Source organism: Pseudomonas sp. No.21 (assembly GCF_054558415.1).
The window spans coordinates 57,332-83,735 of sequence record NZ_BAAJNO010000019.1 but is presented as its reverse complement, the minus strand read 5'-3'; the positions used below and the strand labels follow the sequence as shown (position 1 = coordinate 83,735).

The 26,404-nt window shown below is 68.5% G+C and carries 20 protein-coding genes; 11 read left to right on the top strand and 9 right to left on the bottom strand.

The window, feature by feature from the left end; genetic code table 11:
- Positions 1-99: 99 nt before the first annotated feature.
- Both ACYJSS_RS28360 and ACYJSS_RS28355 read right to left on the bottom strand, forming a co-directional pair.
- On the bottom strand, positions 100-687 hold the full coding sequence (locus ACYJSS_RS28360; protein ID WP_111263442.1) for a hypothetical protein: 588 nt from the start codon (positions 685-687) through the stop codon (positions 100-102).
- Entirely contained in the window at positions 684-1,286 is a 603-nt protein-coding gene (locus tag ACYJSS_RS28355; RefSeq protein ID WP_111263443.1) for a hypothetical protein, read from the bottom strand. The genes ACYJSS_RS28360 and ACYJSS_RS28355 overlap by 4 nt, the downstream gene beginning before the upstream one ends.
- Positions 1,287-1,547: 261 nt before the next feature.
- Here ACYJSS_RS28355 and ACYJSS_RS28350 point away from each other — a divergent pair, with 261 nt between their 5' ends.
- The 3 genes from ACYJSS_RS28350 (at position 1,548) to ACYJSS_RS28340 (ending at position 7,126) form a co-directional block, all read left to right on the top strand.
- Positions 1,548-2,273 carry a dienelactone hydrolase family protein gene (locus tag ACYJSS_RS28350; protein WP_111263444.1) on the top strand — a complete coding sequence of 242 codons (726 nt, stop codon included), beginning with the start codon at positions 1,548-1,550 and terminating at the stop codon, positions 2,271-2,273.
- A 150-nt stretch (positions 2,274-2,423) separates the two neighbouring features.
- Positions 2,424-6,122, top strand: coding sequence for a PAS domain S-box protein (locus ACYJSS_RS28345; protein WP_459481045.1), 3,699 nt, complete (start codon positions 2,424-2,426; stop codon positions 6,120-6,122).
- On the top strand, positions 6,119-7,126 hold the full coding sequence (locus ACYJSS_RS28340; protein WP_111263446.1) for an HD-GYP domain-containing protein: 1,008 nt from the start codon (positions 6,119-6,121) through the stop codon (positions 7,124-7,126). Before ACYJSS_RS28345 ends, ACYJSS_RS28340 begins: the two co-directional genes overlap by 4 nt.
- Before the next feature lie 40 nt (positions 7,127-7,166).
- On the opposite strand, the gene panB is transcribed toward ACYJSS_RS28340, so the two are convergent.
- Positions 7,167-7,997, bottom strand: a complete 831-nt coding sequence (gene panB, locus ACYJSS_RS28335; protein ID WP_236206196.1) for a 3-methyl-2-oxobutanoate hydroxymethyltransferase — start codon at positions 7,995-7,997, stop codon at positions 7,167-7,169.
- A gap of 85 nt (positions 7,998-8,082) precedes the next feature.
- On the opposite strand from panB, the gene ACYJSS_RS28330 reads away from it, so the two are divergent.
- Positions 8,083-8,883 (top strand): AraC family transcriptional regulator, encoded by an 801-nt coding sequence (locus ACYJSS_RS28330; protein WP_111263448.1) that lies wholly within the window; start codon positions 8,083-8,085, stop codon positions 8,881-8,883.
- Here ACYJSS_RS28330 and ACYJSS_RS28325 read toward each other — a convergent pair.
- The 4 genes from ACYJSS_RS28325 to ACYJSS_RS28310 all read right to left on the bottom strand — a co-directional run bounded on the left by ACYJSS_RS28325 (position 8,880) and on the right by ACYJSS_RS28310 (position 12,683).
- Positions 8,880-9,743 carry a pirin family protein gene (locus ACYJSS_RS28325; RefSeq protein ID WP_236206197.1) on the bottom strand — a complete coding sequence of 288 codons (864 nt, stop codon included), beginning with the start codon at positions 9,741-9,743 and terminating at the stop codon, positions 8,880-8,882. The genes ACYJSS_RS28330 and ACYJSS_RS28325 overlap by 4 nt on opposite strands.
- A gap of 66 nt (positions 9,744-9,809) precedes the next feature.
- A complete protein-coding gene (locus ACYJSS_RS28320) occupies positions 9,810-10,229 on the bottom strand; it encodes an OsmC family protein (RefSeq protein WP_111263450.1) in 420 nt (139 codons plus the stop codon).
- A gap of 79 nt (positions 10,230-10,308) precedes the next feature.
- The gene (locus ACYJSS_RS28315) at positions 10,309-11,589 is read right to left on the bottom strand and encodes a methyl-accepting chemotaxis protein (protein WP_373874091.1); all 1,281 of its coding nucleotides are present in this window, start codon (positions 11,587-11,589) and stop codon (positions 10,309-10,311) included.
- Positions 11,590-11,825: 236 nt separating this feature from the next.
- Positions 11,826-12,683: a substrate-binding periplasmic protein gene (locus ACYJSS_RS28310; protein WP_236206199.1), complete on the bottom strand. Its 858-nt coding sequence runs from the start codon at positions 12,681-12,683 to the stop codon at positions 11,826-11,828.
- A 121-nt stretch (positions 12,684-12,804) separates the two neighbouring features.
- Between ACYJSS_RS28310 and ACYJSS_RS28305 the strand changes: the two genes are divergently transcribed.
- Positions 12,805-13,836, top strand: coding sequence for an amidohydrolase family protein (locus tag ACYJSS_RS28305; protein ID WP_236206200.1), 1,032 nt, complete (start codon positions 12,805-12,807; stop codon positions 13,834-13,836).
- Between the two features lie 202 nt (positions 13,837-14,038).
- Here ACYJSS_RS28305 and ACYJSS_RS28300 read toward each other — a convergent pair whose 3' ends face one another.
- Positions 14,039-14,380: a BRO-N domain-containing protein gene (locus tag ACYJSS_RS28300; protein ID WP_043246180.1), complete on the bottom strand. Its 342-nt coding sequence runs from the start codon at positions 14,378-14,380 to the stop codon at positions 14,039-14,041.
- Positions 14,381-14,878: 498 nt separating this feature from the next.
- Here ACYJSS_RS28300 and ACYJSS_RS28295 point away from each other — a divergent pair, with 498 nt between their 5' ends.
- From ACYJSS_RS28295 to ACYJSS_RS28270, 6 genes are all read left to right on the top strand, one after another.
- The gene (locus tag ACYJSS_RS28295; RefSeq protein WP_043246178.1) at positions 14,879-15,343 is read left to right on the top strand and encodes a DUF3859 domain-containing protein; all 465 of its coding nucleotides are present in this window, start codon (positions 14,879-14,881) and stop codon (positions 15,341-15,343) included.
- 392 nt (positions 15,344-15,735) lie between these two features.
- Positions 15,736-17,691, top strand: a complete 1,956-nt coding sequence (locus tag ACYJSS_RS28290) for a DUF1302 domain-containing protein (RefSeq protein WP_111263455.1) — start codon at positions 15,736-15,738, stop codon at positions 17,689-17,691.
- Positions 17,692-17,746: 55 nt separating this feature from the next.
- A complete protein-coding gene (locus tag ACYJSS_RS28285) occupies positions 17,747-19,117 on the top strand; it encodes a DUF1329 domain-containing protein (RefSeq protein WP_111263456.1) in 1,371 nt (456 codons plus the stop codon).
- Between the two features lie 746 nt (positions 19,118-19,863).
- Positions 19,864-20,583, top strand: a complete 720-nt coding sequence (locus ACYJSS_RS28280; RefSeq protein WP_111263457.1) for a response regulator — start codon at positions 19,864-19,866, stop codon at positions 20,581-20,583.
- A gap of 198 nt (positions 20,584-20,781) precedes the next feature.
- A complete protein-coding gene (locus ACYJSS_RS28275) occupies positions 20,782-23,607 on the top strand; it encodes a hybrid sensor histidine kinase/response regulator (protein WP_236206201.1) in 2,826 nt (941 codons plus the stop codon).
- Between the two features lie 91 nt (positions 23,608-23,698).
- Positions 23,699-24,430: a hypothetical protein gene (locus ACYJSS_RS28270; RefSeq protein ID WP_111263459.1), complete on the top strand. Its 732-nt coding sequence runs from the start codon at positions 23,699-23,701 to the stop codon at positions 24,428-24,430.
- 262 nt (positions 24,431-24,692) lie between these two features.
- Here ACYJSS_RS28270 and ACYJSS_RS28265 read toward each other — a convergent pair whose 3' ends face one another.
- Positions 24,693-26,318 (bottom strand): methyl-accepting chemotaxis protein, encoded by a 1,626-nt coding sequence (locus tag ACYJSS_RS28265; protein WP_111263460.1) that lies wholly within the window; start codon positions 26,316-26,318, stop codon positions 24,693-24,695.
- Positions 26,319-26,404: the final 86 nt, after the last annotated feature.

The window sequence follows — 26,404 nt, the reverse complement described above, 5'->3', positions numbered from 1 at the left end:
ACGGCACACCCTACGGCACGTGCTCATCCTGTCGAGTCCTCATCCGCTCAAATGAAGAAGGCCCGCAAGTGCGGGCCTTCTTCATGGCAGGGCGGGCGTTCAGAACACGCCGTTCTTGCTGGCGTCGAGGATGGTCGCCTTGTTGTTGTCGTAGTGGATCTCGTTGATCTTGCTGAAGGGGTTGGCGATCACTGCGCCGGGCAGCAACAGGATCTGGATCCAGGTGCGCACGCTGTCCTGCTTGGTCACCTCGGCCAGCACCTTGCCGTCGCGGCTGCGGTAGGTGGTCTGGGTGATCACCCGGTCCTCGGCGGTGGCGGGCAGCACCGCGAAGGTCAGGCCGCTGATGATCGCCAGCGCCATGCTGCCGTGGCCGTCGTTGGTCACCTTCACTTCGGCGGTGATGTCGGCATCGCCGAAGCCTTCGTTGACCGAGGAGAACAGGTTGGATTCCTTGTAGGCCTTGCCGGTGATGTCGGACCAGGCTTTCACCGTGGCCGGCGGCACGGCGCCGTCTTCGTCGTTCATCTTGACCTTGCCTTCCACCACGTAGCGCAGCGAGGGCTTCTGCTCCTTGGCTTGCGGCCAGGTGCCGAGGTCAGCGGTTTCGCCCGAACGGAAGCCGGCGCAGCCGGTGAGCAGGGCCAGGCCCAGGAAGAGGGTGGTGATGCGCAGGAAGTGGGTCATTGGTTTTGTTTTCCAAGATCGGATTGGTATTGGTCGAGCAGGTCGGCAACGGCGCTCTGGCGCTCGGGGCTGCCGTTCACCGGGCCCATGGAATAAAGCGAGATGCTGCGCTCGCCGTATTGGCGGGTCTGGTAGCTGTAGAGCAGCTTGCCCTGGGCGTCGCTCACCTGGAGGCGGCCGCTGACGTTGGACTCGTCGATGTGGGAGGTGCCGCCGAACCAGATGTAGCCGGTCAGGGTGACGAGGGCGAAGGGGAAGTAACCGCCATAGGGGCGACGGTGGACGTTGTAGGTGTCGAAGCTGAACGACAGCACCTGGTCGTCCGGGGCGATGGCCTGCCCGGGCATGCGCACGTTGCTGAAGCGGTTGCTGGCCTTGAGGTAGTTGCCCAGGCTCAGGGTCATGCCGCTGGACTGGGTCTGCCCGGCATTCCACTTGACGAAGGTCTTGTCGGTCACTTCGACCGGAGCCAGGGCGACGCTCTGCTGGACAGGGCTGGCAGCTTTGTCGGGGGCGGGGAAGTCGGTGCCCTGGGGCACGGTCACGCAACCACCCAGCAGGGACAGGGAAAGAAGGACAGCGGCGAAAGGCCCCTTCATGTCACGCTCCTTGTGAGAAGAATTCGGTTGGAAATCACGGATGCCGGAAAACCGGCGGCGCATGATGCCAATCTGATGGCGCCTCTGCAAGTCGCAGCGCGGTCCCGGCGGCAGGAACGCGATCGGGCCCACGGCTTCAGGCCCGATGCGTTCATCATCGCTCGTGCGTTCGCCGCCGAGCACGGCTAAGCTCCTTCGCTCGGGCCAGGAGCCCCAGGCCAGAGCGGACGGCCGTCCCCCTTCCACGATGAGAGGTGATCCATGAGTCAAATCCGCGCCCACGCCATCAGCTATGAAGTCGACGGCCAGGTCTTCGAGGGGCAACTGGTCTATGACCCCAATGTCGAAGACCCGCGGCCGGGCCTGCTGATGGCACCCAACTGGTTCGGCATCACCGAAAGCGCCATCCAGACCGCGCGCCAGGTGGCCGAGGAGAGGAGGGTGGTGCTGCTGGCCGACCTCTACGGTGCCGGGGTGCGGCCTGCCGATGCCCATGAAGCGGGGGCCGCCATGGCGCCGCTCAAGGAAGACCGCGAGCTGTTGCGCCGGCGCATGCTCGCCGCGCTGCAGGCCCTGCGCGAGCAGCACGCGGTGAGGGTCGATCCTCACCGCCAGGCCGCCTTCGGCTTCTGCTTCGGTGGCACCTGTGCCCTGGAGCTGGCCCGCGCGGGGGCCGACCTCAAGGCCTTCGTCTCCTTCCACGGCGCGCTGGACACGCCCGACCCCGCTGCCGCCAGGCGCATCAAGGGCGCGGTGCTGGTGCTCGATGGCGCCGCCGACCCACTGGTGCCCCGCGAGCAACTGCCTGCCTTCGCCGCCGAGATGAGTGCTGCCGGTGTCGACTGGCAACTGCTCAGCTACGGCGGCGCCGTGCACTCCTTCACCGACCCCGACGCCAAGCGCCCCGGCGTCGCCGAATACAACCCGCGGGTCGCCCGTCGGGCCTTCGCGGCCATGGATGCATTGCTGGACGAAGTCTTCACCTGACCGGCCGGACAGGTGGTTTTGCATTCGCACGCGGATGATGGCATTTTGCCGGTCATGCGCGCATATCCACTGGCCGGCCCGACATTGACTGACGGGCCGCGAGCGTGTTGATTCTCCAGATGCCCGCCCCGCCCGCGAGACCCGGATTCGATGCCCGATCTGTCCCCGTTCTTCTTTGATGCCAACCAGCCCAGCCTGCTGGTCTTCGGCCAGCACGACCCCTGGATGGTGCTGCTGTCGGTCCTGATCGCCATCTTCACCTCCGGCATGGCCCTGCAACTGGCCGGCGTCGCGCGCCTCAGCAGCAGCCGCCTGTATCGCCAGGTGGCCATCATCACCGGCGCCGCCGCCCTGGGCGGTGGCGTCTGGGCCATGCACTTCATCGGCATGCTGGCCTTCCAGCTGTGCGCCGCGGTGCGCTACGACCCGGCCGTCACCGTGCTCTCGGTGCTGCCCAGCCTGTTCGCCTCCTGGGTGGCGCTGAACCTGCTGGCGCGCAACCAGGTCAGCGCCGTGCAGTTCATCGGCGGCGGTGTGCTGGTGGGGGCCGGCATCGGTGCCATGCACTACAGCGGCATGGCGGCGATGCAGATGGCCCCGCTGCTGCGCTACGACCCCTGGGGCTTCGCCCTGTCGATCCTGGTGGCGGTGGTGCTGGCGATCATCGCCCTGTGGGTGCGCTTCGGCCTGCGCCGCCACCTCGGCGGCGTCCCGGCCATCGTCGTCAGCGGCACCGTGATGGGCCTCGCCATCGCCGGCATGCACTACACCGGCATGGCGGCGGCGCGTTTCGTCGGCACCGAGGAGTTCGCCATGCCCCAGGGCGTGCGCGGCAGCTTCTACCTGGCGCTGGCCGTGGCCATGGCCACCATCTCCCTCAGCGTGTTCGTCGGCGCCGCCAATGGCCTGCTGCGCTATCGCCACCTGTTCCGCGAGCTGGAGGCCGGGCGCAGCCACCTGTCCTCGCTGCTGGACGCGGCCTTCGAGGCCATCTTCACCATCGACGACGAAGGCGTGGTGCGTTCGGTCAACCACGCGGTGCTCGGCCTGTTCGGCTGGCGCCCCGAGGAGCTGATCGGCCAGCACATGAGCGTGCTGCTGCCCAGCGCCTACTCACGGGACCTCGAACGCGCGCTGGAGCAGTACCGCAGCACCGGCGAGAGCCGCCTTTCCGGCTCCGAGCTGGAGCTGGTCGGGCTGACCCGTGATGGCCGCGAGATCCCCGTGCGCCTCAGCCTCGGCGTCTCCCACCGCGAGGGCCGGCCCTGGTTCGTGGTCTTCGTCGCCGACATCAGCGAGCGCAAGGGCATGGAGGCCGCCTTGCGCGACAGCGAGCAGCAGTACCGCTCGCTGATCCGCAACATCCCCGGCGTGTCCTTCCGCTGCCTCCTGGACGACGACTGGACCACCCTGTTCATCAGCGACGCGGTGGAGCGCCTCACCGGCTGGCCGGCCGAGGACTTCATCGCCCGTCGATGCACCCTCGCGCAACTGGCCCACCCCGACGACCGCGAACGTGTCGCCGACGAGGTCTACGCCGCCGCCCGCAAGGGCCGCAGCTATGTGGTGGAGTACCGCCTGCTGGACCGCGCGGGCCAGGAGCACTGGGTATGGGAAAGCGGCAGCGTCGAACTCGACGACCAGGGCCAGGCGCGCTGGGTCGATGGCGTGCTGCTGGACCAGACCGAGACCAAGCTGCGCAACGCCGAGTACGAAGGCAAGGTCAACGCCATCAGCAAGGCCATGGCGATGATCGAGTACGACCTCGATGGCCACGTGCTGGAGGTCAACGAAAACTTCCTCGACCTCTTCGGCTATTCCCGCGAGGAACTGCTCGGCCAGCACCACGGCCTCTTCTGCGACCCCGAACTGGTGGCCAGCGAGCGCTATGCCCGCTTCTGGCAGGACCTGCGCCAGGGCATGTTCCGCCCCGGCGAATACCGGCGCTTCGGCAAGGGTGGCCAGGACGTGTGGATCCAGGCCACCTACAACCCGATCCTCGACGCCGACGGCCGCCCCTTCAAGGTGCTCAAGCTGGCCACCGACCTGACCCCCCGGCGGATCATGGAGCAGGACCTGCGCAACGCCCGCGATCGTGCCGAACAGGCCGCAGCGGCGCGCAGCAGCTTCCTGGCCAACATGAGCCACGAGATCCGCACCCCGATGAACGCCATCATCGGCTTCTCCGAACTGCTGCTGGACACACCGCTGAGCGAGAGCCAGCGCCGCCACCTGCGCACCGTGCAGCACTCCTCGCGCTCGCTGCTGGGGCTGCTCAACGACATCCTCGACACCGCCAAGCTGGATCGCGGCGCCATCGAGCTGGAGCACCTGGACTTTTCCCTGCGCGAGCTCTGCGAGCAGGTCTGCGCGGCCCAGCGCCTGGGCGCCGAGAAGAAGGGCCTGGCGCTGCACCTGGAGTACGCCGCGCACCTGGGCGACTTCTTCAAGGGTGACGCGCTGCGCCTGCAGCAGGTGATCACCAACCTGCTGGGCAACGCCGTCAAGTTCACCGAGCGTGGCCAGGTGCGCCTGGTGGTGGACGGAGCCCCCGGCGCCCTGCGCCTGGCCATCCACGACACCGGCATCGGCATCGCCGAGGACCGCCTGGAAAAGATCTTCGACCCCTTCGCCCAGGCCGACGCCTCCATGAGCCGGCGCTTCGGCGGTACGGGCCTGGGCACCACCATCTCCCGGCAGCTGGTGGAGCTCATGGGCGGGCACATCCGCGTGCAGAGCCGCGAAGGCGAGGGCAGCGTATTCACAGTCGAGGTCCCCCTCGGCCGTGGCGCCCAGGTGCGCCAGGGCGAGCAGCGCCCGGTGGCGATCCCGCAGCTGCCGCGCCTGCGCATCCTCGCCGCCGACGACGTGGCGCAGAACCTCGAACTGCTGGAGATCAACCTCAAGCGCCTCGGCCACGAAGTGAGTGGAGTCAGCGACGGCCGCGCGGCTGTCGAGGCCTTTGCCGCGCAAACCTTCGACCTGGTGCTGATGGACGTGCAGATGCCCGGCATGGACGGCCTGGAAGCCACCAGCCTGATCCGTGGCTTCGAACGCCGCGAAGGGCGCCCGCCGGTGCCCATCATCGCCCTGACCGCCAGCGTGCTCGACCGTGATCGGCAGAACGCCCTCGATGCCGGCATGAACGGCTTCGCCAGCAAACCCCTGGACGTCCCTGAACTGGTGGCCGAGATGGCCCGCCTGCTGGAGGGCCGACAGGCCGTCGTCATCGACACCGTGCCCCTGGAACGCGAGGTGGCCGCGCTGTTCGACTGGAACCGCGGCAAGGACCTCTGGGGCGGCCCGGTGCAGATGGCCGCCGCCATCGCCCGTTTCCTCAAGGAGCAGGACGACCTGCTCGCCCAGCTGCGCGCGGCGCTGGAACGCCAGGCCCTGGCGGATGTGGCGGCCATCGCCCACCGCCTGCGCGGCGCCGCCGCCAACCTCGGCCTGGCCCAGATGGCCAGCTGCGCCGGTGACCTGGAGCGTTGCGGGCTGTCCGGCAAGGTGGCCGAGCTGGAGCCGCTGCTGCACACCCTGGAGCGGGTGCTGGACACGGTACGCGACGCGCTGCCGCTGTTCCCCGGCAGCGCCGCGGTGCCGGCCGCCTCGGGCCCGGTGGACCTCACCCCCCTGATCCAGGCCGGCCGTGCCCTGGCCCAGGAACTCACCCGTGGCGGGCTCGACGACGCCGCGCTGGAGACCCTGCGCCAGGGCCTGGAAGGCCGGCCCGGGCATTCGCGCTTGCAGGACCTGCAGGGCGCCATGGATGATTTCGACTTCGACCAGGCGCTGCGGCACCTCCACGACCTGCTGGCCTGGCTCGAAACGGGAGAGATTTCCGCATGACCGCTACCCCCCCGGACAACCGCCTCTGCCTGCTGCTGGTGGACGACGAGCCCACCAACCTCCAGGTGCTGCGGCACATCCTCCAGGACGACTACCGCCTGCTGTTCGCCAAGGACGGGGCCAAGGCCCTGGAGCTGGCCCAGCGCGAGTCGCCGGACCTGGTGCTGCTGGACGTGATGATGCCGGGCATGACCGGCCACGAGGTCTGCGCGCGGCTCAAGGCCGACCCGGCGACCAGCGCCATCCCGGTGATCTTCGTCACCGCCCTGGCCGACGTCGAGGACGAGGCGCGGGGCTTCGAGGTCGGTGCGGTGGACTACATCACCAAGCCGGTGAGCCCGCCCATCGTCAAGGCCCGGGTGCGTACGCACCTGTCCCTGGTGCGCCTCGACGAACTCAAGCAGACGCGCCTGCAGATCGTCCAGCGCCTGGGCCTGGCCGCCGAGTACAAGGACAACGAGACCGGCCTGCACGTCATCCGCATGAGCCACTACGCCCGCATCCTCGCCCGCGCCCTGGGGTGGAGCGAGTCGGCCTGCGAAGACCTGCTCAACGCCGCGCCCATGCACGACGTGGGCAAGATCGGCATCCCCGATGCCGTACTGCGCAAGCCCGGCAAGCTGGATGACGAGGAGTGGCTGGTGATGCGCGAGCACGTGCGCATCGGCGCCGAGATCATCGGCGAGCACCCCAGCGGGCTGCTGCGCATGGCCCGCATCATCGCCCTGACCCACCACGAGAAATGGGACGGCAGCGGCTACCCCAATGGCCTCCGGGGCGAGGACATCGCCATCGAAGGGCGCATCGTCGCCATCGCCGACGTCTTCGATGCCCTCACCAGCGAACGCCCCTACAAGCGGGCCTGGTCGGTGGAGGACGCCATCGCGCTGCTGCGCGAGCAGAGCGGCAGGCACTTCGATCCGAACCTGGTGGAGCTGTTCATCAGCCAGATGCCGGCCGTCCTGGAAGTGAAGGAGCGCTGGGCGGAAGGGCAGGTGGAGTAGCCGCCTGGGGGCCGCAGGGTGGGCCGGGCGGCGCTCCGCTTCAGCCCACCGCCGCCTTCACCCCGAAACAGTGCCCCGGCTCCGGGAACCGCCCCGCACGCACATCCCCGGCATAGGCCGCCAGCGCCCGTTCGATCTGCGGCGCCAGCTCCGCGTAGCGTTTGACGAAGCGCGGCTGGTAGTCGCCGAACAGGCCCAGCACGTCCTCGCTCACCAGCACCTGGCCGTCGCAGGCGGGGGACGCGCCGATGCCGATGGTGGGGATCGCCAGCTCCTCGGTCAGCTGCCGCGCCAACGGCTCGGCGGTGCCCTCGACGACCACCGCGAAGGCGCCGGCCGCCTGCATCGCCAGGGCGTCGCGGCGTATCCGTTCGGCGCCGGCGGCGTCCAGCCCCTGGGCCTTGAAGCCACCCATGGCATTGACCTGCTGCGGCATCAGCCCGACATGGGCCAGCACCGGCACGCCCCGGCGTACCAGGAATTCCACCGTGGCGGCCAGCTCCTCGCCGCCTTCGAGCTTCACCGCCGCCGCGCCGGTTTCGCGCAGCAGCCGCGCAGCGTTGAGAAAGGCCTGCTCGGGGCTGGCCTGGTAGCTGCCGAAGGGCAGGTCCACCGCCACGCAGGCGCGGCTGGAGCCGCGCATCACCGCCTGGCCGTGGGCGATCATCATCTCCAGGGTCACGCCCAGCGTGCTGGGCATGCCATAGAGCACCATGCCGACGGAGTCGCCGACGATGATCAGGTCCGCCTGGGCGTCCACCCAGCGCGCCATCGGCGTGCTGTAGGCGGTCAGCGCCACCAGGCTGCCGGCGCCCTTGCGCTGGCGGATGGCCGGGACGGTGAGTCGGGCGATGGGGCAATGGGTGCTCATGAAAGGCTCCTGGGCAGTGCACGGATGGGCGTGGCGCAGGCTACCATCGGCATTTTCCTGCTCACTTGAGCAAAAGGGACAGTCAATGTCGCCAGCGAGACAAACGCCGCCCGCCGTTCCCCCGATCCCCGACTACCCGCGCCTGCCGCGCCCGGTCTACCTGCGCATGTTCGATATCCCGGCGGGCCACCCCATCGAGATGCACAGCCACGACTGGGTGCAGTTCACCTATGCCCGCGCCGGGGTGATGCAGGTGCTCACCGAAGGGCACAGCTACCTGCTGCCACCGCAGTGCGCGCTGTGGATCCCCGCCGGGGTCCGCCACACCGCCTACAGCGAGCGGGCCATCGAGTTCCGCAGCCTGTACCTGGACGCCTCGGTGCTGGACGGCTATCAGCGCGAGTGCGCCGTCCTGCAGGTGACGCCCCTGCTGCGCGAACTGATGGAGCGCGCCTCGGGCTTCCCCCGTGACTACCCGGAGCAGGGGGCCGAAGCGCGACTGCTGCGGGTGCTGGTGGATGAGGTGCGCAACCTGGAGGAGGCACCCTTCAGCCTGCCGTTACCGCGCGATGCGCGGCTGCGGCGGATCACCGACGCCTTGCAGGCGGACCCGGCGGACAACCGTGGCATCGAGGCGTGGGCGGGGCAGGTGGGCGCTTCGCGGCGCACCCTGGTGCGACTGTTCCAGGCCGAGACGCAGCTGTCGTTCCGCGAGTGGCGGCAGCGCCTGCGCCTGCTCGTGGCGCTGCCCCTGCTGGCCGACGGCATGAGCGTCACCGCCCTGGCCAGCGAGCTGGGCTATGACTCCCTCTCGGCCTTCATCGCCCTGTTCCAGCGCCACTACGGCTGCACGCCGGGCGTCTACGCAAGCCGCCTGCGCGGCTAGCGCGGCAGTTCGATGCGCGTGGTCTCGCCGGGCACGTGCGGCCAGTCGCCTGCGGCCCAGCGGGCGCGTGCCGCGTCGATGCGCTGCGGGTCGCTGGACACGAAGTTCCAGTTCATCCGCCGCGGGCCGTCCAGCGGCGCGCCGCCGATGATCACCAGGTGCGCGCTGCCACAGGCGGCCAGGCTGAACTGCACGCCTTCGGGCAACACGGTCAGGGTGTTGATGGCCAGCGGCTGGTCGTCCAGCAGCACCTCGCCGTCCAGCAGGTAGAGCGCGCGCTGTGGGTGCTCGGTGGGCACCAGCAGGGTGGCGCCGGCTTCCATGTGCACATCGGCGTAGAGCGTCGGGGAGAGCACCGGCACCGGGGACTCCAGGCAGAAGCCGCTGCCGGCGACCAGGCGGATGCGCACGCCGAGGGCGTCCTGCTGCGGCAGGCTGGCGGCGCTGTGGTGGCTGTAGCTGGGCGCGCGCTCCTCTTCCTCTTGGGGCAGCGCCAGCCACACCTGCAGGCCGTGGATGCGCGAGCCGCGGGCCACGAGCTCCGCCGGGGTGCGCTCGACGTGGGCGACACCGGCACCGGCGGTCATCCAGCTGACATCGCCGGGCTGCACGCGCTGGTCCGAACCGAGGCTGTCCTTGTGCTGCAGCTCGCCCTCGAACAGGTAGGTGAGGGTTGAGAGGCCGATGTGCGGGTGCTGGCGCACGTCCATGCCCTGGCCGGGCGGGTAGGCGCTGGCGAGCATGTGGTCGAAGAACACGAAGGGGCCGACGCTGCGGCACTGGGCCGCTGGCAACGGACGGAGGATGGGCAGCCCGGCGACTTCTTCGGCGCGAGGGCGGAGGGTGAGGATGTCGTTCATGCTGGGCTTCCGGCGCGGTGAGTGCGCAAGCATAGCGCGTCCGCGCGGGAAGCCCAGAGGGGCGGGTTACTGGCTGAAGTCGCCTTCGGCCAGGCGGGTCTCGATCTTCACCTCGGTGGTGGTCATCAGCTTGTGCAGCGGGCACTTGTCGGCGATGCGCAACAGGGTGGCGCGCTGGTCGTCGGTGAGGGCGCCGCGCAGGGTGAGCTTCACGCTCATGCCGTACAGGCCTTCCTTTTCCTTGCTGCTGTCATGGACGACTTCGACACCGATGCCGGTCAGCGGGATGTCGTGGCTGCGGGCGTAGAGGGTCACGGTGAGGGCCTTGCAGGCACCCAGGGCGACGTCGAAGTAGTCGTGTGGCTCCGGCGCGCTGCCTTCGCCGCCCAGGGCCTTGGGCAGGTCGGTGAACAGCTCGTGCTCCTCGCCGACCTTGATGCTGTGGCGATAGCCGTTCGCGGATTCGGTGGTGACGGTGATGGTCATTGGCAGTCCTCTGCGTGGTGTGGGTAGGCGGTCCTGTTCGCTTAGAGGCCGCCCACCGCCTGAGTGTTCCCGTGACCGTTCAGAGCAGCGCGCTGAGGCGTACATCGGCGCCAAGCACGCGTTGCAGTTCGCCACGGGGTCCGAAAACCGGCACCGAGACGGTGAAGCAGAAGTCGTCGGTGGCTGACGAACGGTACACCGGCGTGATGTGACTGGCGAGGCCATCGGCGACCGCGCGGAACCAGGGGCGCTGGGCCCAGTTGCGCCCCTTGCAGGAGTCGCCCTGGTGCGGCACGTCGAGGGCGAAGACGTTTTCCGAGAGCTGGATGCCGGTGCGATCCACCAGGTAGAACAGCTCGATGCGCGCATCGCGCCTGAGCGTATCGGCCAGCAGCCCCTCGGCCTGTGCGACGTCGCCCAGCAGCGCCGGCTCGCACGCCAGGCGCTCGATGCTGCGCTGGATGTCGCGGTGCATCTCCAGGCGGAAGTCGCCGAGGCCCTGCAGCAGGCGGTCGCCGTCCTCACGCACGGCCTGGCTGTGGCGCAGCACCTGGCCGGCCTTGCCCAGCAGCTCGGCGGCCACCTGGGCGATGTTCTGCACGTCGCCGTTGATCGAGCGCACGGCCTGGCCGATCTGCTCGGTGCCCGAGGCGATCTGGCCGACGCGGCCGTCCAGCTTGTCCATGGCCGCGCGGGTGCTGTCCAGGCCGGCGCCCACCTGCAGCATGCCCTGGTGCCCTTCGGCCACGGCCTGGTGCATGCGCTCACCGGCTTCGGCCAGCTGCGCCATGCCATCGCGGAAGCGTTCGATGATGCCGCTGACCTGGGTGGTGGCGTCGGTGGTGTGCCCGGCCAGGCGCCGCACCTCCTCGGCGACCACGGCGAAGCCACGGCCGTGGCTGCCGGCGCGGGCGGCCTCGATGGCCGCGTTGAGCGCCAGCAGGTTGGTCTGCTGGGAGATGCTGGCGATGACGCCTATCACCTTGCTGACTTCCTCCAGCTGGCCGGTGAGGTTGCCGATCACGCTGCCCAGTTGCTGTTCGCTGGCGCCGATGGCATCCACCTGGCGCAGCACGTCCTGGCCGTTGCGCTGGCACTGGCGCAGGGTGCTGGAGACATCGCCCGAGAGCTTCGCCACCTCGGCAGCGCCCGGCACCAGTTCGGCGTCGAGGGTGGTGGTGACCTCTTCGCTGGCGCTGGCGATCAGCTCGGATGACTGCGCCAGCAGTTGCCCGCTCTGCTGGTTGGCGGCGGCGATGCGCGCCAGCTCCGGGGCGTGGGCGGCGATGCCGACGGCAGCGCCGAGGCTGGTGCGGATGCGCTGTTGCAGGCCGTCGACGAAGCTGTTGAGGCGGGCCATCAGCGGCGTGCCGGTGGGCAGGCGGGTGGTCAGGTCGTGGGCGGTGAACAGCGCGTCGAGCGCGCCTTCGTCCGGGGCGCGGCGCGCGGGGCGCAGAAGCTGCAGCATGGCGATATCCCTCTCTCTTGGTCTGCGGGACGTGCTGCAAGCGAAGTGCCATTACGGCCCGGCCGGGATTTGCCGGGCGACGGGGCACCCGGGCTGCACCGGCACGGGTCGGGCGGGGCGCCCAGGCGCTACTTGGGTGCAGCCGGGTGATACCAGAGCTCATCGCGCTCGATGGGGGTGCCCTCTGGCAGGTCGGGGTTCGCCAGCTCGATCAGCCGGCGCCTTTCCATGCGCGCACGGCGCAGCGTCTCGCCGTGGTAGCGCTGGAACAGGCGCTCGAAGCCGCCGTCGGCGATGGCCGCCTCCAGGCCGCGCTGGATGGCGGCGGCCAGTTCGGGGCGCTGGCGCGAGGTGAAGAAGTAGAAGGCGGTGGGGTAGTGCAGCACCAGGTGATCGTCCACGGCCAGGTGCAGGCCGTTGGCCTCGGCGCGGCGCTGTTCGTCCCAGGCCACCACCACTTCGCGGGGGAACAGCTCGAAGCGGCCGGCCTCGAGCATGCGGAACAGGTTCTCGTAGCCCGGCGTGGTCACCACGGTGAAGCCGTTGGCGCGCAGGATGTCGGTGTCGGGCCAGTCATGGCGCTGGCCCATGCGCAGGGCTTCGAGCTGTTCGCGGCGGGTGACATCGGCGAGCAGGTCGCGCTGGTCGGCGCGCACCAGGAACACGCGCCAGCTGATCAGGCCCTTGTAGATGGGGATGCGGATCGGCAGCAGGTCGGCTTCGCGTTCGCGGGTGGTCATGGTCCACATCAGTTGCACGCGGCCGTCGTTGCGCTCCAGGGACAGTTGTGCGCGGGACTGCGGCATGGGTTCCAGGGAGGGCTCCAACTGGTAGTCGCCGCCGCTGTGGGCCAGGGCCAGCCGCAACAGCTCGACCACATAGGCTTCCGGGTCCTCGCCATTGGAATGCAGGGGATAGACCAGGCGCTCGCCGGCGGGGCAGGCGAACGCGACGAAACACAGCAGGAGAAGGGCGCAGCGCGGCATGGTGGAATTCTTTTGGTCGAGCCTGCTGCAGCATAGTCGCAGTAGGCCATCAGAGCATCCAGGTGAACCCGCCGCGCGTGGTGCCGGTCTACCCTTGCCACGACCGTCAGGAGGACGCCCCTTGCCCATCGCCCGCCATTGCCTCGCCGCCATCCTCGCCCTCAGTGCCTGCGCCGCCCAGGCGCGGGACTACCGCTACAGCGATTCGCACCTGCACTACGTGGACTTCTTCCAGGAAAGCGAAGGCATGCAGGGGCTGCTGAAGGCCATGGATGCGGGGGCCATCGACCACGTGATGATCTCCGGCATCCCGGTGGCCAAGAAGTGGCACGAGGACGAACCCAAGCGCCCGCGCTACTACGCTGGCGACGATGCCGATGCCTACTGGTACACCGCCACCGATACGCTGGTGGCCGCCGCCGTGAAGAAGCTGCCGGAGGACCAGCGCCATCGCTTCCATCCCTTCCTTAGCGGGTTCAACCCCAACGACAAGAACTCCGACGCGCACATCCGCCGCATGCTGGAGCTGGACCCGGGGCTGTGGCAGGGCATTGGCGAGGTCTTCACCCGTCACGACGACCTCACCGCGCTGATCGACGGCGACACCCCGCGCGCCAACAACGAAGCCATGTCGCGCATCTACCACCTCGCCGCCGAGTACGACCTGCCGGTGATGCTGCACTCCAACATCACCTCCAAGCGCGAGCGCAACCCGCTGTACCTGGCGGAGATCGAAGAACCCCTGCGCAACCACCCGCACGTACGCTTCATCTGGGCCCATGCCGGCACCAGCATGGAAATCCATCGCCACCAGAAGAAGCTCGACTTCCTCCTGCCCACCTTGAAGCGCATGCTCGGCGACTACCCCAACCTCTACGTCGACCTCTCCTGGACCGTGCTCCAGCCCTACCTCGTGGACAAGAACGGCACGCCCGACCCGGAGTGGCTGAAGCTGGTGGAGAAGTACCCCGAGCGCTTCATGCTCGGCTCCGATGTGGTGGGGCGCTTCGAAGGCCTGGGCGACTACCTGCGCGCCTACGACCCCTTCCTCGACGCCCTGCCCGAGGACGTGGCCAAGCGCGTGGCGCGGGACAACTTCCTCGCCGTGCTGCCACGCAACCCCAAGCACCTGGAGCAGGTCGCCGCGCCGTAATGCCGGGTTCAACCCGGCCTGCAACGGCTCGGTGCCGGGAGCGGCGTAGGGTGGAGGTCGCCTTTCACCACCACCGATCGGTGTCCCCGGGGAGCACCGCTGGTGGATGAAAAGAGCGCCATCCACCCTACGCATCGACCAGCTCCCGCATGGGTTGCTGCCGGGTGCACCCAACCTGCAACGGTGGTGTGTAGCCCGGGCTTCAGCCCGGGGTGCGGTACATCCACAATTCCGGGAGCACGGCCTGGGTGACCCAGCGCCGCAGGTTGCGATTCTCCGGGTGGTAGCAGTAGGTGAAGAGCAGGGCGTGCAGGCCGGATTCGCTCACCACGGTTTCCTCTTCGAAGCCGCCATTGGCGGTGCGCAGGTGCACGCGCTTGCGCTGGTCGTCGCAGAGGTTGGCGAGCAGGCGCTCGTGGATATCGGTGTTGAGCAGGCGGCGCAGGTCGCGGGTGGAGAACCAGGCCTCGTGGCCGATGAGGAAGGCGCGCAACTGGCGGCGGTAGCGCAGGAAGTGGCGCGGCGTGATCTGGGGAAGGGACATGGCAATGCTCCGTCCATAGGGCTGGGGAGCCGCCACCGAATCCTTGAAGGGTGGCGGACCGTGCGAGTGTGGAAGTACCGGGCAAACCAACCGGCCGGGCCGAAACCCGCTCGCACAGTCCGCCATAGACTGCCGACGTGTTGCATGTCGCTATGGCGATAGGTTTGCACTGCAACGGGCTTCCACACCCGGTTGTGCCCCGAGGGGTACAACGGCGGGAACCCTAGCCAAGCCCCTTGTAGGCCGGCAATGCGGTCGTCGCGTAGGAATTTTCAGGCGGCACATTCGTAGGGGCGACTTCAGTCGCCAAGCAGCCCGCAGGGCTGCCCCGGCACCGCGTCTGCAGGCGCATCTGCGCGCCCCAGGCCACTCCGCCGGTGGATGAAAGGAGCGTCATCCACCCCACGCACCGGTCAGCTTTGCAGCCGGGTCTCAACCTGTCATCAGTTGGTCATGAAGGTGTCATAGCCTCGCGCCATCCCAACCAAGGAGCGAGACATGAAAGCAACCCGACTGAGTGCACTGATCGCCCTCGGCCTGGCATCCGGCGTGGCGATGGCCGACGTGCGTGTCGAAGGGCCGATCGAGTTCGGCGTCTTCGAAAGCCGCTACCAGGACTACCAGCCCGGCGAGCGCGTGCTCACCAGCAGCACCCAGAACATCCTGCCCACCGACCAGGTTCCGGCGAAGCTCGGCACCAAGTTCGGCATGCGCTACAAGCTGGTGGGCAAGCACGAGAACGACACCCCGCTGACCCTGCTGTACCTCACCCCGGGCGTGACCACCCCCGACGGCGTGCGCCACGACAAGTTCGAGGTGATCCAGAAGATGGCACCCGGCGCGCCCCAGGACGTGATGGCCTACGAGTTCACCGAGACCCACGAAGTGGTCCCCGGCGAGTGGCGCTTCCTGGTGTTCCAGGGCGACCGCCTGCTGGCCGAGAAGAGCTTCGACGTGCGCTGATCGACCCTCGCGTCGAATGAGACCCGGCCTTGTGCCGGGTCTTTGCGTTTCTGGCCGGATATAACCTGCCGTGATGGTGTTTCGTGGTGGTTTACGGTGAGTTCTTTCTTAAAAAATTACCGTTTTTAGCCGAAATGGACGGTTGGCAGTCCGTACACACTTTGTTACCTTGCCTGCACTATCGTACCAACTAACGATTCCCGCTCATTACAAGAACAACAGCGTGACCGTCGCCGGCGTGCATTCCCGCGACGAAGATGGATACCTGCGAGAGCGTCGCCGAGGCCTGCCTGAACCGCCCGGACGCCGCTCCGCAGCCGAGAGAAAACAACAAAAGGGCCGGACATAGATCCAGCCCAGAAATCTTGGCCGTCAAGGGAGGTACGTTTGCTATGAAGAGGCATATCCGCTTATCCGCGATCGGGTGCAGGCCCCTGCAGGCGGGGGCAGCTTTCGGGCTGTTGCCGCTGCTGATCGCCGGCTCCGCGCAGGCCGTCGAGTTCAGCCTGCTGGACAACCAGCTCAGCGGTTCCATCGACACCACGCTGTCCTACGGCGCCATGTGGCGGGTGCAAGGGCGCGACGCGGACAACATCAGCGACATCAACGCCGATGACGGCAACCGCAACTTCGATACCGGCCTGGTATCGGAGGTGTACAAGGCCACTTCCGACCTCTCGTTGAAGTACGACAACTACGGCGCCTTCGTCCGTGGCACGGCGTACTACGACACCCAGATCATGGACAAGCGCAACGACTACTACGGCACCACCGGTGGCGTGGAGCGGCCCAGCCAGTCCTTCCCGGATGACGACCATTTCACCCAGGACACCCGTCACATCGCCGGGCGCAAGGGCGAGATCCTCGACGCCTACCTCTACGGCAGCTGGGATGTGGGCGCCATGCCCCTCGGCGCCAAGGTGGGCCGCCAGGTGATCAACTGGGGCGAGGGCGTGTTCTACCGCGGCGGGGTCAACACGGTGAACCCGGTGGACGCCGCCAAGTTCCACCTGCCCGGCTCCGAACTCAAGGAGGTGCTGGTGCCCATGGAGGCGCTGAGCTTCAACCTGGGCCTGACCGACAACCTGTCCATGGAAGCCTTCTACCAGTGGAAGTGGAAGGAGACCCGCCTGGACCCGGTGGGCACCTACTTCTCCGAGACCGACCTGTTCGCCGATGGGGGGCATACGGCGTATACGACCTCGACGGACCTGGCGCCGCTGATGCCGCTGTATGACGTATTCGCCGGCTTCGGGCTGCTGGGCAACGGCGCCAATGGGCCGAATGCCTACCTCAATGGCGATACCGGTGTGTTCAAGGTGGCCAATATCGGCAAGGACCTGCAGGCGGACGACAGTGGCCAGTTCGGTGTGGCCTTCCGCTACATCGCCGAGGAACTGAACTCCACCGAGTTCGGCTTCTACTTCGTCAACTACCACGCCAAGGAACCGCAGATCGCCATCGACCTGGACGGCTACCAGGGCGTCGACCTGGCCGCCCTGGGCGGTGCACTGGCGGGCAACAGCCTGCCGCCCGAGTACGCCGGCGCGCTGGCGACCTTCGACCTGGCGAGCAACGCCCAGGCCCGTCGCCGCTATGTCGAAGACATCCGCATGTACGGCTTCAGCTTCAACACCACGGTGGGGGATGCATCCGTCTCCGGCGAACTCTCCTACCGTCCCAACGCGCCCATCGCCATCTCCGCCACCGATGACCTGCTCAGCGATCTGCTGCTCCAGGGCATCAATGGGTCCGACCTGGTCAATTCCGGGGTCGCCAACGATGCCGCCTGCGCCGCCGTCTCCGGCAAGCAGCTCTGCCGCAGTTCGATCTTCGACAACTACGAGCGGGCCGAGACCTACAACATCTCCCTGTCCACCATCTACAACTTCGGCCCGGCCCTGAGCTTCGATTCGGTGATCGGTGTCGCCGAGGTGGCCTCGCAGCACATCCGTGGCAGCAGCCTGAAGTACACCGCCTTCGACGGCTCGGTGCGCAAGTTCTCCAGCACCACCGACAAGGCCTACGAGGACGACCGCACCACCGACAGCGACCAGATCAGCCGCGACAGCTACGGCTACACGCTGCTGGTTTCCGGCAGCTGGAACGACGTCTACGCCGGGGTGAAGCTGTCGCCATACGCCGTCTTCCAGCACGACTTCCAGGGCAATTCGGATCGCACCGGCAACTTCATCGAAGGCCGCAAGGCGCACACCCTGGGGATCGACGCCACCTACCTGAACAGCTTCGAGGTGGGCCTGCAGTACACCGAGTACTACGGCGCCGGGCGCAACAACAGCACCCGCGACCGCGACAACGTCTCGCTCACCGCCAAGTACTCGTTCTGATGCCGAGCGCCCGGCGGCAGAACGCCGGGCCGTACAAGACAGGGAGATGCACCCCATGTTGAAGAAATACTCGTTGCTGCTGGCCGCCATCGTGCTCGCCGGCAGCGCCACCGACGCCCTGGCGGCGGTCTCGGCCGAGCAGGCCGCCACGCTCAAGTCGACCCTCACCCCGCTGGGCGCGGAGCGCGCCGGCAACGCCGCCGGCACCATCCCGGAATGGACCGGCGGCATCACCCAGGCGCCTGCGGGCTACAAGGGCTCGGGCCAGCACCACATCGACCCCTTCGCCGCCGACCGGCCGCTGTTCACCATCACCAAGGCCAACCTCGAGCAGTACAAGGCCAACCTCACCGACGGCGAGATCGCCCTGTTCAACGCCTACCCGGACAGCTTCCAGATGCCGGTCTACCCGACCCGGCGCTCCGGCTCGGCGCCGCAGTGGGTCTACGACAACACCCTGAAGAACGCCACCACCGGCAAGCTGCTAAACGGCGGCAACGGGTTCGCCGACGCCTACGGCGGCATCCCGTTCCCCATCCCACAGAACGGCCTGGAGGCGATCTGGAACCACATCACCCGTTATCGCGGCACCTACATCGTGCGGCGCTCGGCGGAGGCGGGGGTGCAGCGCAACGGCGCCTATTCCCTGGTCACCTCCGAGGACGAGGCGCTGTTCCGCTTCTACGACCCCAAGGGCAGCTATGCCGACCTGCAGAACACGCTGTTCTACTACATGACCTTCACCACCGCCCCGGCACGCCTGGCCGGCAACGGCGCGCTGGTGCAGGAGATGCTCGACCAGGTCAAGGAGCCCCGCCAGGCCTGGGGCTACAACCCTGGCCAGCGCCGCGTGCGCCGCGCGCCGACCCTGGCCTACGACACGCCCATCGAGTCCACCGACGGCCTGCGCACCGCCGATGACACCGACATGTACAACGGCGCGCCGGACCGCTACGACTGGACCCTGGTGGGCAAGAAGGAGATCTACATCCCCTACAACAACTACAAGCTCACCAGCCCGGAAGTGAAGTACAAGGACCTGCTGCTGCCCGGCCACGTGAACCCGAAATACACCCGCTACGAGCTGCACCGCGTCTGGGTGGTGGAAGGCAAGCTCAAGGCCGGCGCGCGGCACATCTACTCCAAGCGCACCCTGTACCTCGACGAGGACAGCTGGGGCGCCGCCGTGGTGGACCAGTACGACGGCCGCGGCGACCTGTGGCGCGTGTCCCTGGCCTACCTGAAGAACTTCTACGAGCTGCCCACCGTGTGGACCGCGCTGGACACCTTCCACGACCTGCAGGCACGTCGCTACGGCGTGCAGTGGCTGGACAACGAAGAGGCGGGCACCGTGGACTTCAGCCAGCCGTCCCCGGGCGACGCCGCCTTCAACCCCGCCGCGTTGAGGCGCAAGGCATCGCGCTGAGGGCTGTTCGAGTGGACCCCCGCGTGCGCGAGGGTGACGGGGTGTGCGGGGTATTCGACTGCACCGTCGTCCCCGCGAACGCAGGGACCCACTAAGCGCAGCCGGCCACGTGTCCTTCCAGTGGACCCCCGCGTGCGCGAGGGTGACGGGGTGTGCGGGGGTATTCGACTGCACCGTCATCCCCGCGAACGCGGGGACCCACAAAGCGCAGCCGGCTACGTGTCCTTCCGGTGGACCCCCGCGTGCGCGAGGGTGACGGGGTGTGCGGGGGGATTCGACTGCACCGTCACCCCCGCGAACGCGGGGACCCACTAAGCGCAGCCGGCCACGTGTCCTTCCGGTGGACCCCCGCGTTCGCGAGGGTGACGGGGTGTGCGGGGGTATTCGACTGCACCGTCATCCCCGCGAACGCGGGGACCCACTAAGCGCAGCCGGCCACGTGCCTTCCAGTGGACCCCCGCGTTCGCGAGGGTGACGGGGTGTGCGGGGGTATTCGACTGCACCGTCATCCCAGCGAACGCAGGGACCCACTGAACGCAGCCGGCCACGTGTCCTTCCAGTGGACCCCCGCGTGCGCGAGGGTGACGGGGTGTGCGGGGGGATTCGACTGCACCGTCATCCCCGCGAACGCGGGGGCCCACTAAGCGCAGCCGGGCTACATGTTTTTAGTGGTCCAGCAGGGCTGCTCGCCGCAGCGGCGCCGCGCTATATTCCCCGCGTTCGCATTGACGATGAGCGAGGGACCCATGGCCGGGCAGGTCAAGATTCTGGTGGTGGACGACGATTCCGAGGTACGCGAGTTGCTGCAGGACTACCTGGGCGGCCATGGCTACCAGGTGGAGCCCGCCTGCGACAGCACCGGCATGCGCGCCGCCCTGGCCGCCGGCCTGCCGGACCTGGTGCTGCTGGACGTCGGCCTGCCGGGCGAGGACGGCCTCAGCCTGGCCCGCTACCTGCGCGAGCACCACGACCTGCCGGTGATCATGGTCTCCGGCGCCGGCAGCCCGGTGGATCGCACCATCGGCCTGGAGGTGGGCGCGGATGACTACGTGGCCAAGCCCTTCGACCCGCGCGAGCTGCTGGCGCGGGTCAAGACGGTGCTGCGTCGCTACCAGCGCGTGCCCAGCGCCGTGGCCGTGGAGGCACCCGCCGAGGCCGGCAACTGCCTGCAACTGGGGGCCTGCCGCCTGGACCTGGACCGCCACCAGCTGTTCGATGCCAGCGGCGCGGAAATCCCCCTCACCGCCATGGAGTTCGACCTGCTCCAGGCCTTCGCCCAGCGCCCCAACCGGCCCCTGTCCCGCGACCAGTTGCTCAACCTCACGCAGAACCGCGACTGGAACCCCTTCGACCGCTCCATCGACATCCGCATCGCCCGGTTGCGCCGCAAGCTGGAGACCGACCCCGACAAGCCCCAGGTGATCCGTACCCTGCGCGGGGTGGGCTACATGTTCGTGCCGGGCTGATCGCCCGGCCCCCCTCGTCGAGTTCCCCGTAGGAGCGAGCTCTGCTCGCGAAGCTCCGGTGTTCCCCGCAGCTTCAGGACGCCGGGATACCGGTTAGCCGCCTTTGTTTCAATTGTTTCAACCGCGTTGTACCCCCTCAAAAGGCGGGGGCCGGCTCTCTATACTCCAGCCATCACCCAGGCTCGTGGAGGCCTTCCGATGAGCCAGACGGCACCCCGCCCGCTGTTCGATGGCGCCGCCGAACACCAGCTGCGCCAGATCGTCGACAACAGCAGCGCGGTCATCTACGTGAAGGACCTGGAAGGCCGCCTGCGCCTGGTCAACCGAGCCTTCGAGCAGCTGTTCCGGGTGCGCGCCGAGGAGGTCATCGGCCACACCGACCACGAGTACTTCCCGAAGGAGCTGGCCGATGTGCTGCGGGCCAACGACCTGCAGGTGGTGGAGCAGGGCCGCGAGCAGGAGTTCGAGGAGCGGCTGCCGTTCAACGGCGTGGTGCGCACCTACCTCTCCAGCAAGTTCCCGCTGTTCGATGGCGAGGGCCGGGTCACCGCCGTCTGCGGCATCTCCACCGACATCAGTTCGCGCAAGAGCGTGGAGGAGGTGCTGCGCTACGTCGCCCTGGGCATCTCGGCGGCCACCGGCAACGAGGTGTTCGAGGCCATCGCCCGCTACATGGTGCGTTCGCTGCACGCCGACTTCGCCTACGTCAGCCGCATCAGCGACGAGGGCCCGCACAAGCTCACCACCCTGGCCATGTACTACTCCGGCAAGCTGCGCCCCAATTCCACCTACGCGCTGGAGGGCACGGCCTGCAGCCACGTGCTGGGCAAGGCCTTCCACTTCGTCGGCAGCAACCTGCTGGAGTGCTACCCCGGGGACGCGGTGTTCCGTGCCTATGGGGTCGACAGCTACGCCGGCTACCCGCTGTTCGCCAGTGACGGGCGCCCGCTGGGGCTGATCGCCGCCGGGCGGATGGGGCCGATGAAGGAGCGCGAGCGGGCCGAGTCGGTGCTGCGCATCTTCTCGGTGCGGGCGGCGGCGGAGATCGAGCGCCTGGAGGCCGAGGCGAGCTACCGGGCGATCTTCGCCGGCTCCGAGGACGCCATCCTGGTGCTGGACATCGACAGCGGCGCGCTGGTGGATGCCAACCCGAGGGCCTGCTCGACCGTCGGCTACAGCTACGAGGAGATGCTCGGGCTGGACATGGACGCCTTCAGCGCCGGCTACGAGCCCTATACCGCCCGGCAGGCGGCCGGCTTCCTCGCGCGGGCGGCGGCCGGCGAGCCGCAACGCTTCGAGTGGCACCGGCGCAACCGCGACGGCAGCCTGCACTGGGACGATATCTCGCTCAAGCGCGTGACCCTGTCCGGTGTCGACCGCATCCTGGTGTTCTGCCGCGAGATCACCCAGCGCAAGGAGGCCGAGCAGGCCCTGCGCGCCAGCGAGCTGCAGCACCGCGCCATCGCCGACACGGCGCTGGACTGCTTCATCGGCATGGACCGCGCCGGGCGCATCCTGGCGTTCAACCCGGCGGCCGAGCGTTGCTTCGGCATCGCCCGCGACGACGCCCTGGGCCAGTGGCTGCTGAAGCTGATCATTCCCGAGCGCTTCCACGAGGTGTACGAGCGTGCCTTCGAGAGCTATGCCCAGACCGGTACCGGCGATTTTCTCGGCAAGCGCATGGAAGTGGTCGCCCAGCGGGCTTGCGGCGAGGAGTTCCCCGCCGAGCTGGCGCTGACCCAGGTGAGCGGGGACGAGGGACCGCGCTACATCTGCTACCTGCGCGACATCACCGAGCGGCGCCAGGCCGAAGAGGAGAAGGCGCGCTTGGAGCAGCAGCTACGCCAGGCCCAGCGCATGGAGGCCATCGGGCACCTCACCGGCGGCATCGCCCACGATTTCAACAACCTGCTGACCAGCATGCTGGGCTACACGGTGATGGCCCAGGAGCATGCCGAGTCCCTGCATGACGAGCGCCTGGGCAAGTACCTGACTCGGGTGCAGCGCTCGGCGGAGAAGGCCCGCGACCTGATCCAGCAGATGCTCACCTTCAGCCGGGGCAGCCGTGGCACCCCGCAGGTGGTGGCGCTGGACCTGCTGCTGGGCAACTTCATCCGCCTGGTGGATTCCACCCTGCCCGCCACGGTGGAGGTGGAGACGCGCCTGGCCCACGACCTGCCGCCGGTGCTGGCCGACCCGGTGCAGCTGGAGCAGGTGCTGATGAACCTGTGCATCAACGCCCGCGACGCCATGAGCGGGGTCGGTCGCCTGCGCGTGGGGCTGGAGCCGGCGCGCTTGCAGGCCGGCGTCTGCGCCTCGTGCCAGCAGCGTATCGACGGGCAGTTCGTCGCCCTGACCGTCAGCGACAGCGGGCCGGGCATCGACGCGGCGCTGCGGACGCAGATCTTCGAGCCGTTCTTCTCCACCAAGGCCAGCGGGCAGGGCAGCGGCATGGGCCTGTCGATGGTGCACGGCATCGTCCACGAGTACGGCGGCCACATCCAGCTGGACAGCTCGCCGGGTGAGGGCGCCACGTTCCGCATCCTGATCCCGGCCCATCACCAGGCGGCAGAGGCCACGCTCAAGGTAACGGCCTGCCCTGAGGCGCTGCCGCCACGCTCAGCCCTGCGCGGGCGGGTGGCAGTGGTGGACGACGACCCCGTGGTCGGCGAGTTCATGGGCGAGTTGCTGGCCAACTGGGGGCTCGCCGCGCAACTGTTCGGCGACCCGGAGGAGGCCAGCCGGCAGCTGTGTGCCGACGCCTACGCCTGGGATCTGGTCATCCTCGACCAGAGCATGCCGCGCCTCACCGGCCTGCAACTGGCGCGGCGCCTGCTGGCGGCGCGGGCGGACCTGCCCATCGTGCTCTACACCGGTTTCAGCGACAGCCTGGTGGAGGCCGAGGTGCAGGCCCAGGGCATCAAGGCGCTGCTGACCAAGCCGCTGGACCAGGGGCGCCTGCATCGTCTGTTGCGCAACTGGCTGCCAGGTGCCGACCACGGATACCAGACTGAAACAAACTGAGCGGTCGCTGCCATCGGGCAGATACAGGCGCGGGGCAATCTGGCCCTGACTGCAGAGCCCTGCAGTTCCAGACCCCCGGCAGGACCGCATCATGAACAGCACACTCGGACGTACCGCGACTTTCACCTTCGGCGTTATCAGCTACCTGGTCTTTCTCGCCGCGTTCATCCTTTCCATCGCCTTCGTGGCCAATCTTCCCTGGGCGCCGGCCCGTCTCGACGGCGAGCCGTTGCTGCCGCTGGGCTGGGCGCTGGCCGTCGATGCTGCGCTGCTCGTCGCTGCGGGCCTGGTGTATCGGGTGAGCCGTGGCGCCGCCCAGAGCGCGCGGGTGCTGCTGGGCAGCCTGGCGGCGCTGGCGCTGCTGGCGCTGTGGCAGCCGCTGGGCGGCGAGCTGTGGCGGGTCGAGGGGCCGGCGCTGCGCCAGGTGCTGGCGGCGGCCTTCGGCCTGGGCGGGGCGTTACTGCTCTACGCGGTGCTGCTCGGTGACCAGTTGGCGGCGGGCGGCCTGCACGCTGCCACGCGGCGCCTGTTCGGCCTGGCCGAGGAGGGGCGCGAGGAGGCCGGCGAGGAGTGGCGCCGCCAGCGTCGCGATGCATCGAGCCTGGGTGTGTTGCTGCTGGCCTGGGCCACGCCGGAACCGAGTGCCGTTCACCTGGCGCTGGCGCTGCTGGCGAGCCTGGCGGTCTACCTGGCCTGGCGCCGGCCGCTCGCCGAGCTGCCGGTGGAGGGCCGCATCGAGCCGCGGGCCATCCGCTCGCAGCGCCCGCTGCTGGTGGCCTCGCGCGAGGCGGGGACGCGGGTCGACCCGGTGCGGGCGGCCTGAGGAACGGTCGGTTCGCCTCCAGCGGGTTGCCGGGAGCATTGGGGGTGGGCGTGGTGGGTTTCGCTGCGCTCTACCCACCCTGCGGCAGGCGTTCATCCGGCTGGGTGCCCGGTCGAATCGTCGCAGGCGCCCCAGGGATGTGGTTTCCCAGGCTCGAATGAAGGGGCTGTGTAAACGAAAGAACCCCATCGCCGCGAGGTGATGGGGTTCTTCGTTTGCAGCCTGCCCTGGGCCTCCCTGGCGACGGGCCACGCGAGCGCGATCAGACGGTGAAGCGCGCCACCATGCCGTTGAGTTCGACGGCCAGGCGCGACAGTTCCTGGCTGGCGGCGGCGGTCTGGTTGGCGCCGGTGGCGGTCTGTACCGAGATGTCGCGGATGTTCACCAGGTTGCGGTCCACTTCGCGGGCGACCTGGGCCTGTTCTTCGGCGGCGCTGGCGATGACCAGGGTGCGCTCGTTGATCTGGCCGACCTGCTCGGTGATCTCCTCCAGGGCGCGGCCGGCGGCTTCGGCGATCTCCAGCATCTGCCGGGCGCGCTGGTCGTTCTGGTTCATGGCGCCGACGGCTTCACCGGTGCCGCTCTGGATGCTGCCGATCATCTGTTCGATCTCGCGGGTGGATTCCTGGGTGCGGTGGGCGAGGGCGCGTACCTCGTCGGCGACCACGGCGAAGCCTCGGCCTTGCTCGCCGGCGCGGGCGGCCTCGATGGCGGCGTTGAGCGCCAGCAGGTTGGTCTGCTCGGCGATGGCGCGGATCACGTCCAGCACCTTGCTGATGCTTTGCGCGCGGTCGGCCAGCCCCTCGACCAGGGTGGAGGTGTGGGCGACTTCCTGGCTCATGCTGCGGATCGCCTGGACCGTCTGCTGCACGCGGTCGCGGCCGGACTGGGCGGATTCCTCGGAGGCGCGCGAGGCGTCGGAGGTGGAGCTGGCGTTGCGCGCGACCTCTTCCACCGCAGCGGTCATTTCGTTGACGGCGGTGGCGGCCATCTCGATCTCGTCGTGCTGGCGGGTGAGGGAGCGGTTGCCTTCCTCGGTCACCGCGTTGAGCTCTTCGGCGGCGGAGGCCAGCTGGGTGGCCGAGTTGCCGATCTGCTGGATGGTGCCGCGCAGCTGTTGCTGCATGCGCTGCAGGGCGGTGAGCAATTTCGCCGGCTCGTCGTTGCCGGCGGTGTCGATGCGCCCGGTGAGGTCACCACTGGCGACCACGCCGGCCACCAGCACGGCCTCGCCCAGCGGCACGGTGATGCTGCGGGTGAGTGCCCAGGCGAGGGCGACGGTGACCAGCGCGGCGATCACCAGCACGCTGATGACGGCGTTGGTGGCGCTGGCGTAGTCCGCGTCGGCCTTGGCGTTGGCCGCGTCGGCACCCTGGGTGTTGTAGTCGGAGAGCTCCGTCAGGGCCTTGAGGGTGGTGCGGTAGTTGTCCAGCAGCGGGCCCTGGAGCAGTTCGGTGGCGGTGGCCACTTCGCCGGCATTGGAGAGGGCGAGGAGCTTGTCGACGCCGGCGATGAAGCCTTTCTTCTCCTGCAGGTAGCGCTCGAAGAGCTGTTCGTCGCGGCCCGGGTCGATGCCGGCCTTGTAGGTGTCTTCGGCCTTGCCGAGCTGGCCGATGATTTCGCGCATGCGCTGTTCGAGGAACTGCTTGGACGAGGTGTCCGAGGCCAGCACGTGGCCGAGCTGGACCTGGCGCAGCTCGGTCAGGGACAGGTTGATCTGGGCGATGGTGCGTACGCTGGGCAGCCAGCTCTGGCTGATCACCGTGGAGGCGTCGTTGATCACCGACATGCGGTTGAGCGAGAACAGGCCGGTCAACACCAGCAGCAAGGTGATGATGGCGAAGCCGAAAGCCGCGCGTGGCGCGATGGGGAACTGGCGCAGGAACATGGGTAACTTCTCCGGGGTGGCTGCGATTCGAACCAGGGAGGCTCGGAAAAAGTATAGGAAGCCCTGTGGGATACGCGTGAACTTCG